We start from the raw sequence: 15,564 nt of genomic DNA, 5'->3' as shown, positions 1-15,564 counted from the left end.
CCTTCGATTTCGTCAGTGCGACGATAAGGGGTGAGGGTGAATAGAGTCAAGGTGACGAAAAGGGGGGTGTGGTCCGGCGGGCCGCATGCCTGGCCGGGATCTCGCCGCCCCCGTGCACGGCGAGATCGGCGCCGTTGACGTACGAGGAGAGGTCGCAGGCCAGCCAGAGACAGGCCCGCGCCACGTCGTCCGGTTCCGCCAGCCGTCCCATCGGGACGATGTCCGCCACCGCGGCCCCGTCGTCGTCGCCGTACAGCGCGGTGGCGTTCTCGGTACGGATGAGGCCCGCGGTGATGTGGTTGACCCTGACCCGCGGCGCCCATTCGAGGGCCAGCGCCCGGGTCAGCCCGAGCAGGCCCGCCTTGGCGGCGGAGTAGGCGGCGGCGCCCGGTTGCGGGTCGCGGGCGGAGACGCTGCCGATGTTGATCACGCACCCGCCGTCCGGCTGCTCCCGCATCACGAGGTTCGCCGCCTGGGCCGTGTAGAAGGGGGCGAGGAGGTTGAGCGCCACCACTCGCTCGACGAAGCGCGGCGATACGGTCGCCGCGTCGGCGTCCGGGGAGCCGCCGGCGTTGTTCACGAGCACGTCCAGCCGGCCGAACCGCTCGGCGGTCGCGGTGACGAGATCCGCGGCCGCCGAGGGGTCCCGCAGGTCCGCGGCCCGGAACGAGGCCTCGCGCCCGCCCGTCGACGGCAGGGTGGCCGGCGCCCCGCGGCCGCAGACCATGACGTCCGCGCCGCTCGCGAGGAAGGTCCTCGCCAGCGCGGCCCCCAGGCCCCTGGTGCCGCCGGTGATCAGCACCGCACGCCCGGTGAAGTCCATCGCGTGGAGCTGCTCCATGGTCCGCCTTCACTTCTGGTTCCGGGGTCCCGCCTTCAGCGGGCCCGGCCGGGAATCGCTCCGTGACCGCCCACGTGGAATCTACCAAGCGCTTGTTAGGTGATCCAGGGGGTGGACGGACCGGAAATCGGGGCGGGCCGTGAAGAGGTGCGGGCCGTGAAGAGGTGCGGACACACGGGCGGCCGGTGGCCTCCGTGGAGGTCACCGGCCGGCCGGGCGGTGCGCCGCCCCCGTCCCCACGGTGCGGCGCGGGTGGACCGCCCCCATCCGCTGGGGCGGGCGGTCCACGTCTGTCAGGACTCCGGCGCTCCCGCCGTGAGTCCGAGGCCCGGGAGGATCGCCATCTCCACGAACCTGGTCAGATACGCCGCGTCGGCGTAACGCCCCTCCAGCAGCGGCCGGGCGCGCATCACGCCGAGCAGCTGGGCCGCGACGAACTCGGCCCCCGCGAGGTCCGCCGCGATCTCGCCGCGCTCCCGGCCCCGCCGGACCATCGCGTCGATCGCCGCGATCTCCGGCAGGATCAGCGCCTCGCGCAGCGCGCACAGCAGCTCCGGGCTCTGGAGCGCGGCATGGCCGAGGGCGTGCATCAGCGGGGTGTCGCTCCCCGAGGCCTCGCCGATCGTCCGCGCGGCCTCCAGCAGGTCCCCGGCCAGCGTCCCGGTGTCGATGTTCGGGAGCCGCATCCGCCGGGTGCCGTGCAGTGCGGCCACGACCAGCTCCGGCTTGGAGCCCCACTGCCGGTACAGCGTCGACTTGCCGCACCGCGTGCGCGAGGCGACGCCCTCCATCGTCAGCGACTCGTAACCGCTCTCCCGCAACAGCTCCAGCACCGCCCCGTAGAGCTCCTGCGCCCGCTCCGGGGTGATCTTCGACCGGCGGGACGTGAGGGCTGACTCCTGCGCGGAATCGGGCGACGACATGGGCTGTACCTCCTGCGGCGGTGCGGTGAGGTTCTCGATACGCCAGTGTACCGATACGCGCGTGTACCGATACGTGGGCGTATCGGTACACTGGCGTATCGATACGGCGTGGATCTGACCGGGCCGTCCTGACACCGCTTCGCATCCAAGGGGGCACCGGGTGACCTACGCCCGCACCGAGCCCACGGACCAGGAGCCGGACATACGTGCCCGACCGCCCCTCGTCCGCGAGTTCCTTCTCGTGGCCGGACTCTTCCTGGCCTACAAGTTCGGCCGCCAGGCCGCCAACGGTCATGTCGAGGAGGCGTTCCGCAACGCGGGGAACGTATGGGACCTCGAACGTGCCCTGCACCTTCCCGGCGAGGGTGCGGTCCAGGGGCTGCTGCTGCACAGCCAGCCCCTGATCCACGCGGCGAACACCTACTACGCCGCCGTGCACTTCCCGGCCACGGCCCTCTTCCTGGTCTGGCTCTACTGGCGCCGCCCCCGCCACTACGTGCGGTCGCGTCGTGTTCTCGCCGCGCTCACCGCCGCCGCCCTGGTCCTGCACCTGCTGTTCCCGCTCGCCCCGCCCCGGATGCTGCCGGTCGCCGGACTCGTCGACACCGGTCAGGTCTACGGGCCGACGGTGTACGGACAGACGCCCGCGACCGACACGATGGCGAACCAGTTCGCCGCGATGCCCTCGCTGCACGTCGGCTGGGCCCTGATGGTCGCCGTCGGCCTGATCGGCGCCACCCGTTCCCGGTGGCGCGGCCTGTGGCTGCTGCACCCCGCTCTCACCCTGCTCGTCGTCGTGGGCACGGCCAACCACTACTGGCTCGACGCGATCGTCGTCGGGGCCATGCTCGCCGTCGCCCTCGCCGTCTTCCGGCTGCCGCTGTCCGCCCGGACCGCCCCCGCGCGGCTGCCCCGGCCGGCCCCGTGGGGGAGTGGTGCAGGGTCCCCCGTGCCGGCGTACGCGGGTGGCGCGGGGTCCAGGGTCTTCGCGTCGGCCGCCCCGGCGGGGTCCGCGGGGCCGACCACCGTGCCCGGGGCCTTCGCGTCGGCCGGTCCGGCGCTGTCCTCCGGAGCCGCCGGGCCCGCGACCGTGCCCGGGGTCTTCGCGGCGGCCGATCCGGCGCCGTACTCCGGGTCCGCCGGGCCCGCCACCTTGCCCAGGGCCTTTACGCCGGCCGGTCCGCCGCCGTCCTCCGGAGCCGCCGGGCCCGCGACCGGCGCGGATGCCGGAGCGCAGGCGCCCGCCCGGGCCGGAGGGGTGCGATGAACGCCACGCTGCTCGCCGTCGCGCTCTCCCTGGTCTCGGCCGGCGCCTACGCGGCCGCCGCCGTGGCGCAGTCCCGGCTCGCCGGCCGCACCGACCCGGCCACCGGAGTCCTGCGGCTGCTGGGCCGGGGCGCCTGGTGGTCGGCGGTCGGCCTCAACGCCGTTGGTGCGCTGCTGCACGTCGCCGCGCTCAACTTCGGCCCGCTCACCCTGGTCCAGCCGCTGGGCGCGCTCACCCTCGTCGTCGCCGTCCCGCTCGGGGCGCGCGCCGCCGGACGCCGGGTGGGCCGTGTCGAGTGGCGGGGTACGGCCCTGACCCTGCTCGGCCTCGGCGCGCTGCTCCTGACCGCGGGCGGCTCCGCGCCCCACGAGACCCTCAGCCTTCCCGAGGCGCTGGGCGTCGGCGCGGCGACCATGGCGGTCGTCGCCGGACTCGGCCGGCCCGGGGCCCGCCCCGGGCTGCGGCACGCGGCGGCCTCCGGGATCACCTCCGGGGTCGCCTCCGCGCTCACCCAGACCCTCACGGTCGCGGTCACCGACCACTCCGGCGGCCCGCTGTTCAGCTGGCGGCTGCTGACGGTGGCGCTGCTCGTCTCCGCCTTCGCGATGGGCGGCCTGCTGCTCTCCCAGACCGCGTACCGGGGCGGGCTCGGCGCCCCGCTCGCGGTGGTCACCCTCGCCAACCCGGTCGCCGCCGCCGCGATCGGCCTGGCCCTCCTCGGCGAGCGCCTCCAGGGCGGGCCGGTCAGCCTGGTGCTCGCGCTCCTCGGCACGGCGGCGGCCGTGCGCGGGGTGATCCTCCTCAGCCGGGCCCAGGCGCGGAACACGGACCCGGCCACCCCGCCCGAGGCCGCCGTCCCGGAGGGGCAGGTGCCCTCCAGAGTCGTGATCGGCAGCCCCCGGCGCGCGGACCCCGCACTCCCGGCAGGCGTCCCGGAACCCGCACCCGCACCCGTACCCGCGCACGCGAGCGGCTGAACGGCCGCGGAGCGGAAGCGGTCGGCGGTCGGCGGAGCGGAAGTCGTCGGCGGGCCGTCCGGCCGGCCGGACGGCCCGCTCAGCCGTCCAGGTCGGCGATCGCCCGGGTCAGCCAGCTGATCCAGAACGTCTCCAGGTCGATGCCGCCCCGCAGCACCAGATACCGCAGCCGGTCCTCGGCGGTCGTCGGCGCGGGGGTGAAGTTCCGCCTTTCGATCTCCCGGTACTCCGCCAACTGCTTTTCGTGCAGGGCGAGATGGCGGCACAACTCCGCGCCCATGCCGTCCGCCCCGACGACCGCCGCCGCCCGCATCCGCAGTAGGAGCGGGTCGCGGACCGGGCGGGGATCCTCGGGGAGGGCCACCCAGGCCGCCAGTTCTTCGCGGCCTGCGGGCAGGACCTCGTACTCCTTCTTCTGCCCCCGGGCCGGCACCGCCGCGGGCAGCGCCCTGATCCGCCCGGCCTGCTCCAGTTTTCCCAGCTCGCGATAGATCTGCTGGTGCGTCGAGGACCAGAAGTAGCCGATCGACCGGTCGAACCTGCGGGTCAGTTCCAGACCCGAGGACGGCTTCTCCAGCAGAGCGGTGAGAATCGCGTGCGGCAGTGACATGGGGTGCATCCTAAGGACGCGACGAGACCGGGAGCGCGCCGTCCTTCGTGGGCGCCCCCGGCCTCGTCGCGTCCAGGGAGCTCACAGCGCGGCGGCGAGCTCCGTGCCCTGGCGGATGGCCCGCTTCGCGTCCAGCTCGGCCGCCACGTCCGCGCCGCCGATCAGATGGACCGGGACGGCCCCCGCGCGCAGCTCCTCGTACAGCTCGCGGCGCGGTTCCTGGCCCGCGCACAGCACCACCGTGTCGACCGGCAGCACCCGGCGCTCACCGTCGACGGTGAGGTGGAGGCCCTCGTCGTCGATGAGGTCGTAGGAGGCTCCGGCGATCATCTCGACGCCCCGGTGGCGCAGTTCGGTGCGGTGGATCCACCCCGTCGTCTTCCCGAGCCCCGCACCGACCTTGGTGGTCCTGCGCTGGACCAGGTGGACCGTGCGGGGCGACTCGGGGCGCTCGGGGGTCCGCAGCCCGCCGCGCTCCGCGTAGGCGGTGTCGACGCCCCACTGCCGGAAGAACGTGTCCGCGTCCAGGCTCGCCGCGTCGCCGCCGTCGGTCAGGAACTCCGCGACGTCGAAGCCGATGCCGCCCGCCCCGACGATCGCGACCCGTGCGCCGACCGGCGCCCCGTCGCGCAGCACGTCCAGATAGCTGACGACGTTCGGGCGGTCCGTGCCGGGGATCGCCGGGGTACGCGGCTCGACGCCGGTGGCGAGCACGATCTCGTCGAAGCCGTCCAGCGAACCGGCGTCCGCCCGGGCGCCCAGCCGTACGTCGACCTCCAGCTCGGCCAGCCGCGTACGGAAGTAGCGCAACGTCTCGTCGAACTCCTCCTTGCCCGGCACCCGGCGCGCCACGTTCAGCTGCCCGCCGATCTCGTCCGCCGTGTCGAACAAGGTGACCGTATGCCCCCGCTCGGCCGCCGTGACGGAGCACGCGAGGCCGGCCGGGCCGGCGCCGACCACGGCGACGCGCTTACGGGTCCGGGGCGGGCCGATGACCAGCTCGGTCTCGTGGCAGGCACGCGGATTGACCAGACAGGAGGTGATCTTGAGGCTGAAGATGTGGTCCAGGCAGGCCTGGTTGCAACCGATGCAGGTGTTGATGGCGTCCGCCCGGCCCGCCGCCGCCTTCGCGACGAACTCCGGGTCGGCCAGGAAGGGGCGGGCCATGGAGACCATGTCGGCCCGGCCGGAGGCGAGGATCTCCTCGGCGACCTCGGGGGTGTTGATGCGGTTGCTCGTCACCAGCGGTACGGAGACCGCGCCCCGTACCTTCCCGGTCACCCAGCTGAACGCGCCGCGCGGCACGGAGGTGGCGATGGTCGGGATCCGCGCCTCGTGCCAGCCGATGCCGGTGTTGATGATCGTCGCGCCCGCCGCCTCGATCTCCTTCGCGAGCGTCACGACCTCCTCCAGCGTCGAGCCGCCCGGTACCAGGTCCAGCATGGAGAGCCGGTAGATCAGGATGAAGTCGTCGCCGACCCGCTCGCGGACCCGGCGCACGATCTCGATGGGCAGGCGCATGCGGTTCTCGTAACAGCCGCCCCAGCGGTCGGTGCGGTGATTGGTCGCGGAGACGATGAACTCGTTGATCAGATAGCCCTCGGAGCCCATGATCTCGACGCCGTCGTAACCCGCGAGGCGTGCGAGACCGGCCGCGCGCACGAACTCCTCGATGGTCTCCTCGACCTGGTCATCGGTGAGCGCGTTCGGGGTGAATCCGCTGATCGGGGCCTTGAGCGCGCTCGGCGCCACCAGGTCGGGGTGGTGCGCGTACCGCCCGAAGTGCAGGATCTGCATCGCGATCCGGCCGCCCGCCGCATGCACCGCCGAGGTGATCTCCCGGTGCTGCTCCGCCTCCGCCTCCGTCGTCATCTTGGCCCCGCCGGGAAAGGAGCAGCCCCGCTCGCTGGGGGCGATGCCACCGGTGACCATGAGGCCGACGCCGCCCCGGGCCCGCTCCGCGTAGAACGCGGCCATCCGCTCGAAACCGCGCTCGGCCTCCTCCAGACCGATGTGCATCGATCCCATGAGCACCCGGTTGGGCAGGGTGGTGAACCCGAGGTCGAGGGGGCTCAGCAGGTTCGGGTACAGGGTCACGAGGTCTCCTCCGCACAGGTCGTCGGGTCAGTTGTAGACCACCGATCCGCCCTTATGCAACAAGTTGCACAATGATCTGCGTCGCACCCCGCCCTTGGGGCGACGGGTCCGTGCCACGGACGGCGTACCCGGCCGCGCCCGCTCGCCACCCGCCGACGAGAGTGGGATCCGTACCCCAACCCCCCACCCCGGGAGTCCTCATGGTCTGCGTCAACCGGCGTGATCTCGGTCTGCTCGCCCTGCGCGTCGGCACCGGCGCGGTGCTCGCCGCCCACGGCAGTCAGAAGCTTGCGGGCTGGTTCGGCGGCGGTGGCATCCAGGGCACCACGGCCGCGATGGAGGCGATGGGGTTCCATCCGCCCAAGCACAGCGCCGTGGCCGCCGGGCTCGGCGAGGCGGGCGGCGGCGTCCTGCTCGCCCTGGGCCTCGCCACCCCGGCGGCGGGCGCGGCGGCGGCCGGGGCGATGGCCGGCGCGGTGGCCGTGCACGCTCCGGCGGGCTTCTTCGCCCAGGGCGGCGGTTACGAGTACCCGGCGTTCCTCGGCTTCACCGCGGCGGCCATCGGGCTGACCGGCCCCGGGCGCTACTCCGTGGACCATGCCACCTGTCATGTCTTCGATCGCGCCTGGATGGTCGCGCTGGCCTTCGCGGGCAGTGCGGTCGCCGCCGCCGCGGTGGTCGGCAAGCGCACGAAGGCGCAGTCCGACCGGGCTCAGGAGGAGTCCTGATGGGCGAGGACCCCTCCCGGGCCGCCGACCCGTCCGGCCCCGGCGCCCCGACGCCACCGGACGGCTTCGCGCAGGGACCCCGGAGCGGGCCCGGCCAGGCGGACGCGCCGTGGCAGCGCGCCGACGGCCCGGCCGGCCCCGCACCGGCACCCGATCCGGACAGCCTCTGGGTGACCGGCGGGGTGCTCTTCGCCGGGATCCTGATGCTCTGCCAGGGCGCCGTGGCGGCCCTGGAGGGCATCGCGGCCCTCGCCGACGGGGACGTCTACGGCGACGTCGGCGCGTACCTCTACCGGATCAGCCTCACCGGCTGGGGCTGGATCCACCTGGTGCTCGGCGTCTGCGTGGCCGTCACCGGGGCCGCGCTGCTCAAGGGGGCGGGGTGGGCTCGGGTGGCCGGCGTCCTCTTCGCCTCCCTGAGCCTCTTCGCGCACTTCCTCTTCCTGCCGTACGCGCCCCTCTGGTCGGTGATCGTCATCGGTCTGGACATCTTCGTCATCTGGGCCCTGGCCGCCTACCGGGCCTCGGACCCGGACCCGGACCCGGCCTCCGCGACCGCGCCCCGCTGACCGTCCGCCCCCTCCCGGCTCAGGGCCCCGGGCCACCACGCCTTCGGGCCGATGTCCCGTACCAGCGCCGGGACGAGGAGCGACCGGACGACCAGCGTGTCCAGCAGGACGCCGAACGCCACGATGAACGCGATCTGGAGCAGGAACGCCAGCGGGATCACGCCCAGCGCGGCGAAGGTGGCCGCCAGGACGACGCCCGCCGACGTGATGACCCCGCCGGTCGTGGTGAGCCCGCGCAGGATGCCCTCCCTGGTGCCGTGCCGCAACGACTCCTCCCGGACCCGGGACATCAGGAAGATGTTGTAGTCGACGCCCAGGGCGACCAGGAACACGAACCCGTACAGCGGCACCGACGAGTCCGTGCCGCTGAAGCCGAACACATGGGTGAAGACCAGTGAGGAGATGCCGAGGGTGGCGAGGAAGTTCAGCGCCACGGTCGCCACCAGCAGCACCGGCATCAGCAGCGACCGCAGCAGGAAGACCAGGATCACCAGGATGATCACCAGCACCACCGGCACGATCAGCGTGCGGTCGTCCTCCGCCGTCCGCTGGGTGTCGTACTGCTGCGCGGTGTAGCCGCCGACGAGGGCGTCCGAACCGGGCACGGCATGGACCGCGGTGCGCAGCGAGGCCACCGCCTCCTTGGCTTCGTCGCTGTCGGCCGCGTCCTTGAGGGTCGCGTCGATGCGGACCCTGCCGTCGACGACGAGGGGTTCGCCGCCCGGCCGTCCGCCCGCGCTCACCGGTGCGACCGAAGCCACTCCTTCGGTGCGTTCGGCGGCCTCGGTGACCTCGGGCAGGCGGTCCGCCGCGGCGATGATCACCGCTGGATTGCCCGAACCGCCGGGGAAGTGCTCGCTCAGCGTCTGCTGGGCGGCCACGGACGGGGCGTCGTTGACGAAGATCTCGTCGAGCGGAACCCCCTTGGAGGTGAGCGTGGGGGCGAACGCGGCACAGGCGATCAGGGCCGCCAGGGTGATCGCCCACACCTTGCGGGGCGCCCGGTCGACGAGGGCCGCGACCTTGTGCCAGATGCCGTGGCCGCCGGACGCCTTGTCGTCGGCGGGCTTGGGCTTCGCCGGCCAGTAGGCCTTCCGGCCGAGCAGCACCAGGGCGGCCGGCAGGAAGGTGAGGGCGCTGAGGACCGAGCAGACGATGCCGATCGCACCTACCGGTCCGAGGGCCCGGTTGTTGGTGAGGTCGCTGAGCAGCAGGGCGAGCAGCCCCGCGGCCACGGTCGCGGCACTGGCCGTGATCGGGCCGAAGGACTCGCGCAGCGCGACGCGCATCGCGGTGAACCGGTCGCCGTGAACGGCGAGTTCCTCCCGGAACCGGGCGGTGAGCAGCAGTGCGTAGTCCGTCGCCGCGCCGATCACCAGGATCGACAGGATGCCCTGCACCTGACCGTCCACGCGCACGATGTCGTGGTCGGCGAGGACGTAGACGATCGCGCAGGACAGGGCCAGGGCGAACACGGCGCCGAGGATGATGACGAAGGGCAGCAGCACGCTGCGGTAGACCAGCAACAGGATCACGAGCACCGTGATCAGGGCGACCCCGAGCAGCAGCCCGTCGATGCCCGCGAAGGCGTCGGACAGGTCGGCCTGGCTCGCGGCGGGCCCGGCGAGCTGGACCGTCGTGCCGGGCACCGACGAGCCGGCCTCCTCGATCCTCTCCAGCACCGTGGGCAGCTCGTCCCCGAGGCCGGGGCTCAACTGGACGATGCCCTGGAGCGCGAGGCCGTCCTTCGAGGGCAGTGCGGGGGAGGGTGCTCCGACGACGCCGTCGCTCCCGGCGAGCGGGGCGAGGGCGTCGGTGGCGGCCTCCCGCTGCTCGTCGCCCAGCGGCGCGTCCTGATCCGCCGAGGTCCAGACGACGATGACCGGCAGGGTCTCGTTCTGCTGGAACGCCTTCTGCGCGTCGATGACTTGGGTGGACTCCGCGTTCTGGGGCAGGAAGGCGGCCTGGTCGTTGGTGGCGACCTCGCCGAGCTTTCCGGCGTACGGGCCGAGCCCGCCGCCGACGCCGAGCCACGCGATCAGCAGCACGACGGGGACGAGCCAGCGGATCGACCGTGCGGAGCGTGCAGGGGTGGACATGTCTCTCCCGGGGGTGGAGATATCTCAGTGATGAACAATCTCAATCGTTGAAATACATTACGGGACTGCTCGTGCGGACAGCCGCAGGGGGTGGGTTCGACGGCCGCCCCGTCCCTCCCCGTGTGCCCCCGTGGGCGCCCCCGACCCGTCAGGGGGAAAGCTCAGCGACGCGCCGGGGGGACCTCGCCCAGCTCCTCGTTCATGGCGGTGAGGAAGCGCAGGACGGTCGCCAGCTCCGTCTCGCTGAAGCGCGCCCTCGCCCGTGCCGTGGCCTCGGCGAGCGGCATGAAGTAGTCGCGGGCGGCTGTCCGGGCGCTCGCCTCGTAGTACACGTGCACGACCCGGCGGTCGGTGCTCTCCCGGGCCCGGCGGACATGACCGGCCCGCTCCAGCCGGTCCAGGCATGCGGTCACCGCGCCGGAGGTGAGACCCAGATGGTCGCGCAGCGCCCCCGGGGTGAGGGGCGACGGGGCGTCGAGGATGGCCGCGAGCGCACTCACATCCGTGGGATGCAGCTGCTGGTTCGCCGCGAAACCATGAGTCATCCGGTTGATCTCGCCGTTCATCCGGCGGAGCTCCACCGCGAACGCCTGGAGGCCCGCGAGCGGCGCCCCGGGTTCAGGGGAGCCGCTGCGGGTCGGTCGGTCGTCGGCGCTGGTCACGCCCTCAGCGTATAGAACAGGCGCGCGGGGCCGTGCCCTGACCGTCGCGCTGTGCCCGGACCGTCGCGGGGTCCGGGCACGGGATCCGCTGTGCGCGGAGGCGGCGCCGCAACCGCCCCTACGACGGCGGCATGAGCACGGTGTCCACCAGATTCACCGTGGCGTTGGCCGTCGGCACGTTGCCGCAGACGATCTTCGAGGAGTCGTTCACCGTGAACTCGGCGCCCGAGCCCTTCGTCGTGAGGTCGCTGCCCTCCAGCGTCTTGAACGTGCCGTCCTCCATCTGCTGGGTCGTGACCTTCTCGCCCACCACGTGGTACGTCAACACCTTGGTGAGCTCGGCCTTGTCGTTGAGGAGCGCCTCCAGATCGGCCTGCGGGATCTTCTCGAAGGCGGCGTCGGTCGGCGCGAACACCGTGATGTTCTTCGCGTTGTTGAGCGTGTCGACGAGACCTGCCTTCTTCACCGCGCTGACGAGGGTGGAGAGTTCGGGGTTGTTGGACGCGGCGGTGGCGACCGGGTCCTTCGCCATGCCCTCCAGGCTGCCCGCGCCCTCCTTCGGTACGGAGGAGCAGGCGGGGCCGTACGGTTCGGCGGGCGCCTCGGCCTGGGCCTGCGGGGCGAAGAACGCCAGAGAGGCGGGGAAGGCCAGTGCCGCGGCCGCCGCCGCGGTGCGGTGCAGACGGGTGATCGTCATGATGTCTCCTCCGGCGAGCGGGGGTGGGTCTTCTGTTTCCCTCCCACGCTGACGCTCATCCGGCCCTACCGCCCGCCGCGTCGTTTCTGCGTCGAAAATCACTCCCGGCGCGCTCATGACATCGATCCGCAGGACCGGGGCACCTGGCATTCATGAATACCCGTTCAGTGACAGCGCAGGGACGCGGCCAGGCCAAGAGAGCCGCGAACAGCACCGCGATGGAGGCAGGAGCCCGCGCGGGCTTCGTGGCCCGTGGGGTGATCTACGTCCTCGTGGGCGCCCTCGCCCTGCGCATCGCGCTGTCCGGAGGAGGTGGGAAGCAGGCCGACCGGGGCGGGGCGATCGGCGAGATAGCCGAGAAGCCCTTCGGGAAGATCCTGCTGTGGGTGCTCGGCATCGCCCTGGTGGGAATGGCTCTCTGGCGGCTTTCGGAGGCCCTGTTCGGCGGGGCCGGGGCCGACGGCCGGAAGCCCACCAAGCGGGCCATGGCGGCGGGCCGTGCCGTCTTCTACGGATTCGTCGCCTACTCCGTCCTGTCCTTCGCCGCCGGTGACTCGGGCAGCGGGGGCGGATCGTCGGACCAGCAGTCGAAGGACATCACCGCCAAGGCGCTCGGCTGGCCCGGAGGCCAGTGGATCGTGGGGATCGTGGGGGTCGGGGTGGCCTGCGCCGGTCTCTGGATCGCCGTACGGGCGCTCCTGCGGAAGTACCACAAGCACCTGAAGATGTCAGAGATGTCCAAGCGGGTCCGGCAGGCGGTCGACTTCACCGGAGTCTTCGGCGGCACGGCGCGCGGCATCGTGTTCGCCACGGCGGGCGGATTCGCGGTGGGCGCCGCGATCAAGCACCAGCCGGACGAGTCCAAGGGTATGGACGACACCCTGCGCTCCTTCACCGAGACCCCCGTCGGCCCGTGGCTCCTGGTGGTCATCGCCCTCGGACTGGTCGCCTTCGGCGTGTTCTCCTGGGCCAACGCCCGCTACCGCAAGGTCTGAGCGCCTCCCCGTCCGAGCTGTCCGCCCGCCGCCGCCTGTCTGCGGACGGCGGCGGCCTCGCGGTCCGCCTGCTCCGGGTGGCGGCGGAGCCAGTACGGATTGTCGTGCGGCAGGCCGCCCGTCACCCGTCCGTACATGCCGAACGTGAGGATCAGCAGCCCCATCACGAAGCTGAAGACGACGTTCGACATTCCGAAGTCCAGGATGTTCGCGGCCCGGTCCAGGATGAAGAGGTGGCCGAAGCCGCTCAGCAGGAAGAGCGCGCCGATCGTCATGTTCAGCGTGGACGCGATGTTTCCGCCCACCGCGGCCCCGGCGATCAGCAGCCCGCCGACGACCACCGAGACCAGGCTCAGCAGACCGTTGGTCGACAGTCCGGCGATGTGCTCGCCGCTGGTGTCGAAGAAGCCCAGCCGACTCGTGAAGCCGAGGATGCCGAAAGCCAGCAGGATGGCGCCGCAGAGGCCCGCGCCGATCCGGTACACCCTCGCCAGCCGGTGGTCGACGGGGAGTTCGTCGCTCGGTTTCATGGCCGTCTCCTGTTCATCGCGTGTCTGTCCCGCTGAGGGGCGAAGCGGGGCGATGTGGCGGGTGGGCATCGCACGGAACCCCGGTGTCTCCAGCCAACCGCGCGGCGACAGACGGGGCAACACGCACCGTTCTTGCGTCGTATCGTGGGATTCATGGACCCCGTGATGGACCCTGCCAAGGACCTCGTGGCGGACTCGGCGAGGGGCCCGGCGGGCGACCGCGCCGGCGGTCGGCCGCCGCGGGCGCCGGCCGACGGAGGGCTGACCACCGGTGCGGTGGCCCGCCTTCTCGGGGTCGCGCCGACGACGCTGCGCTCGTGGGACCGCCGCTACGGCATCGGCCCGGCCGCACGGGAGGACGGCCGGCACCGTCGCTGGACCGGGGCCGACATCGCCGCCCTGCGGCACATGTGCCGCCTGACGAGCGCGGGCCTGCCGCCGGCCGAGGCCGCTCGTGCCGTCCTGACCGGAGGCCCCCGCGCCACGCCCGCGCCACGGCGCGGGCACCCACGCCGGGCCCCCGGGGCGCTGCCGCTCGGCAGCGCCCGCCGGGACTGCCGCGGCCTGGCCCGGGCGGCGCTCCGGCTGGACGCGCCGGCCATGGAGGAACTGCTCACGCAGGTCCTCGACCGCTACGGGCTGCCGGCCGCCTGGGACGAGGTGATGGTGCCGGCGCTGCACGCGGTGGGCCGCAAGTGGGAGACCGCGGGGGAGCGGTACATCGAGGTCGAGCACCTGCTGTCCTGGCACGTCTCCGGCGCGCTGCGCGGTGTCCGTGCCGCCGGGCCCCCCGCCCCCGGTGCGGGCCTCTCCCTGCTGGCCTGCGTACCCGGTGAGACCCACACGCTGGCCCTGGAGGCCCTCGCCGCCACGCTCGACCGCCACGGCCTGCCGGTCCGTATGTTCGGTGCCGCCCTGCCCGTCGAGGCGCTGGAGGAGGCGGTCCGGCGCACCGGACCCGACGCGGTGGTGCTCTGGGCTCAGTCGCACGGCACGGCGAGCCGATCGCTCGCGGCCCGGGTGCAGGCGATCGAGTGGGGTGTACGGGGCGCGCGCAGGCGACCTGTGGTCTTCACCGCCGGGCCCGGCTGGGCCGGGCGGCAGCCGCCGGGAACCCGGCACCCGTCCGGGCTCGCCGACGCGGTGGACGCACTGGCCGCACTCGGTGCGCGGTGACGGCGTCCGCGGTCACCCCCGTCACCGCAGCCAGTCCGCCAGGCCCGTCAGGAGGCGCTCCGCGTCGTCCGTGTCGTTGTACGCGCAGAGTCCGACGCGCAGGCCGCCGCTGTCGCCGAGCCCCAGGTGGCGGGAGGCCTCCAGGGCGTAGAAGGAACCGGCGGGCGCGTGCACCCCGGAGCGGGCGAGGAAGCGATAGGCGTCCGCCGCGTCCCGGCCCTCGAAGGTGAGCAGCAGGGTGGGGGTGCGTTCGGCGGCACGGGAGTGGACCGTCACGCCGCCCAGTTCGCGCACCGCCTTCTCGATGCTCTCGCGCAGTGCCGTCTCGTGGGCGTCGATCGCCGCGTACGCCGACCGCAACCGCGCCCGCCGCCCGCCCGCCGCATCCTCGCCGGCGCCCAGGCCCGCCAGGAAGTCCACCGCCGCTCGGGTGCCCGCCATCGACTCGTAGGGAAGGGTGCCGAGTTCGAAGCGTTCCGGCACGGTGTCGGTGGACGGCGCCAGCTTGTCCGGGCGGAGAGTGGCGAGCAGTTCGGGCCGGGCGGCGAGCACCCCGTGATGGGGCCCGAAGAACTTGTACGGGGAGCAGACGAAGAAGTCCGCCCCGAGCCGCTCCACATCCACCGCGTGGTGGGCCGTCAGATGGACCCCGTCCACGTACAGCAGCGCGCCGGCCCGGTGGACCAGTTCGGCGACGGCCGGGATGTCGGGCCGGGTGCCGATGAGGTTGGAGGCGCCGGTGACCGCGACCAGCCGGGTCCGCCCGCTGAGCTGCGCGCCGACGGCCTCGGGGGAAAGCTCGCCGGTCGACGGATCGAAGTCGGCCCACCGCACCACCGCCCCGGCCCGTTCGGCCGCCCGCACCCACGGCCGGATGTTGGCATCGTGGTCCAGCCGACTGACCACCACCTCGTCCCCCGGGCTCCAGGCCCTGGACAGGGTGCGCGAGAAGTCGTAGGTGAGCTGCGTGGCGCTGCGGCCGAACACGATCCCGCCCGGGTCCGCGCCCAGCAGGTCCGCCATCGCCTGCCGGAACCCGCGGACGATCTCCTCCGCGTTCACCTCCCCGGGCAGCTCGGCGCCCCGGATCGACAGGGGCCCGCTCATCGCCTCGCCGATCGCGGCGATGACGGAGGCCGGGGTCTGGGTGCCGCCGGGCCCGTCGAAGTGCGCCGTACCGGACCGCAGGGCGGGGAACTGTGCGCGCACCGCGCCGACGTCGTACGACAAGGGGGCTCCTCGATTGGTTCGCTGATGTGCTGCCGGATCTCGCTGTGATCATCGCAGGGCGGTGTCCTCCGGTCGAAGGAGCGGGGGCCCTCCGACGGATCCCCGATCCGAGGCCTTCCTTCGGGGGCGCTTTCGGGGAGCTGGTTCCGCGCGGGCGCACCGC

14 protein-coding genes and 1 pseudogene are annotated in these 15,564 nt (G+C 73.1%); 6 read left to right on the top strand and 9 right to left on the bottom strand.

The genetic code is table 11. The features are described 5' to 3' along the window. Positions 1-46: 46 nt before the first annotated feature. Together AB0F29_RS00650 and AB0F29_RS00645 are read right to left on the bottom strand one after the other, a co-directional pair. Entirely contained in the window at positions 47-841 is a 795-nt protein-coding gene (locus tag AB0F29_RS00650; protein WP_361866354.1) for an SDR family oxidoreductase, read from the bottom strand. Positions 842-1,134: 293 nt separating this feature from the next. Then, positions 1,135-1,764 (bottom strand): TetR/AcrR family transcriptional regulator, encoded by a 630-nt coding sequence (locus AB0F29_RS00645; RefSeq protein WP_018955569.1) that lies wholly within the window; start codon positions 1,762-1,764, stop codon positions 1,135-1,137. A gap of 160 nt (positions 1,765-1,924) precedes the next feature. Here AB0F29_RS00645 and AB0F29_RS00640 point away from each other — a divergent pair. Next, positions 1,925-2,734: pseudogene (locus AB0F29_RS00640) on the top strand (phosphatase PAP2 family protein); the annotation flags it as partial. A gap of 293 nt (positions 2,735-3,027) precedes the next feature. After that, the gene (locus tag AB0F29_RS00635; protein ID WP_361866352.1) at positions 3,028-4,008 is read left to right on the top strand and encodes a DMT family transporter; all 981 of its coding nucleotides are present in this window, start codon (positions 3,028-3,030) and stop codon (positions 4,006-4,008) included. 79 nt (positions 4,009-4,087) lie between these two features. On the opposite strand, the gene AB0F29_RS00630 is transcribed toward AB0F29_RS00635, so the two are convergent. Continuing rightward, positions 4,088-4,618 (bottom strand): helix-turn-helix transcriptional regulator, encoded by a 531-nt coding sequence (locus tag AB0F29_RS00630; RefSeq protein ID WP_361866349.1) that lies wholly within the window; start codon positions 4,616-4,618, stop codon positions 4,088-4,090. 81 nt (positions 4,619-4,699) lie between these two features. Next, positions 4,700-6,715, bottom strand: coding sequence for an NADPH-dependent 2,4-dienoyl-CoA reductase (locus AB0F29_RS00625; protein ID WP_361866347.1), 2,016 nt, complete (start codon positions 6,713-6,715; stop codon positions 4,700-4,702). 200 nt (positions 6,716-6,915) lie between these two features. Between AB0F29_RS00625 and AB0F29_RS00620 the strand changes: the two genes are divergently transcribed. Both AB0F29_RS00620 and AB0F29_RS00615 read left to right on the top strand, forming a co-directional pair. Then, a complete protein-coding gene (locus AB0F29_RS00620) occupies positions 6,916-7,443 on the top strand; it encodes a DoxX family membrane protein (RefSeq protein ID WP_018955574.1) in 528 nt (175 codons plus the stop codon). Then, positions 7,443-8,012, top strand: coding sequence for a hypothetical protein (locus AB0F29_RS00615; RefSeq protein ID WP_361866345.1), 570 nt, complete (start codon positions 7,443-7,445; stop codon positions 8,010-8,012). The genes AB0F29_RS00620 and AB0F29_RS00615 overlap by 1 nt, the downstream gene beginning before the upstream one ends. Here AB0F29_RS00615 and AB0F29_RS00610 read toward each other — a convergent pair. The 3 genes from AB0F29_RS00610 to AB0F29_RS00600 all read right to left on the bottom strand — a co-directional run bounded on the left by AB0F29_RS00610 (position 7,958) and on the right by AB0F29_RS00600 (position 11,470). After that, on the bottom strand, positions 7,958-10,111 hold the full coding sequence (locus tag AB0F29_RS00610; protein WP_361866342.1) for an MMPL family transporter: 2,154 nt from the start codon (positions 10,109-10,111) through the stop codon (positions 7,958-7,960). The two genes, AB0F29_RS00615 and AB0F29_RS00610, sit on opposite strands and share 55 nt — an antisense overlap. 161 nt (positions 10,112-10,272) lie before the next feature. Beyond that, entirely contained in the window at positions 10,273-10,773 is a 501-nt protein-coding gene (locus tag AB0F29_RS00605; RefSeq protein ID WP_361866340.1) for a MarR family winged helix-turn-helix transcriptional regulator, read from the bottom strand. 118 nt (positions 10,774-10,891) lie between these two features. Further along, positions 10,892-11,470 carry a fasciclin domain-containing protein gene (locus AB0F29_RS00600; protein ID WP_361866337.1) on the bottom strand — a complete coding sequence of 193 codons (579 nt, stop codon included), beginning with the start codon at positions 11,468-11,470 and terminating at the stop codon, positions 10,892-10,894. 152 nt (positions 11,471-11,622) lie between these two features. On the opposite strand from AB0F29_RS00600, the gene AB0F29_RS00595 reads away from it, so the two are divergent. After that, the gene (locus AB0F29_RS00595) at positions 11,623-12,465 is read left to right on the top strand and encodes a DUF1206 domain-containing protein (RefSeq protein ID WP_361866336.1); all 843 of its coding nucleotides are present in this window, start codon (positions 11,623-11,625) and stop codon (positions 12,463-12,465) included. On the opposite strand, the gene AB0F29_RS00590 is transcribed toward AB0F29_RS00595, so the two are convergent. Continuing rightward, positions 12,450-12,995 carry a DUF4383 domain-containing protein gene (locus AB0F29_RS00590; protein ID WP_361866335.1) on the bottom strand — a complete coding sequence of 182 codons (546 nt, stop codon included), beginning with the start codon at positions 12,993-12,995 and terminating at the stop codon, positions 12,450-12,452. The genes AB0F29_RS00595 and AB0F29_RS00590 overlap by 16 nt on opposite strands. 153 nt (positions 12,996-13,148) lie before the next feature. Between AB0F29_RS00590 and AB0F29_RS00585 the strand changes: the two genes are divergently transcribed. Then, positions 13,149-14,171 (top strand): MerR family transcriptional regulator, encoded by a 1,023-nt coding sequence (locus tag AB0F29_RS00585; RefSeq protein WP_361866333.1) that lies wholly within the window; start codon positions 13,149-13,151, stop codon positions 14,169-14,171. 21 nt (positions 14,172-14,192) lie between these two features. Here the strand turns inward: AB0F29_RS00585 and AB0F29_RS00580 are convergent, their stop codons facing one another. Then, complete coding sequence (locus tag AB0F29_RS00580; RefSeq protein ID WP_361866331.1) at positions 14,193-15,401, bottom strand: cysteine desulfurase-like protein; 1,209 nt, start codon at positions 15,399-15,401, stop codon at positions 14,193-14,195. Between the last annotated feature and the right edge of the window lie 163 nt (positions 15,402-15,564).

This window comes from Streptomyces sp. NPDC026589 (assembly GCF_040638385.1).
In the GTDB taxonomy this organism is placed as follows: Bacteria; Actinomycetota; Actinomycetes; order Streptomycetales; family Streptomycetaceae; genus Streptomyces.
Note: the sequence above shows the minus strand (reverse complement) of the source record. Positions and strands in the feature narration are given on the sequence as shown.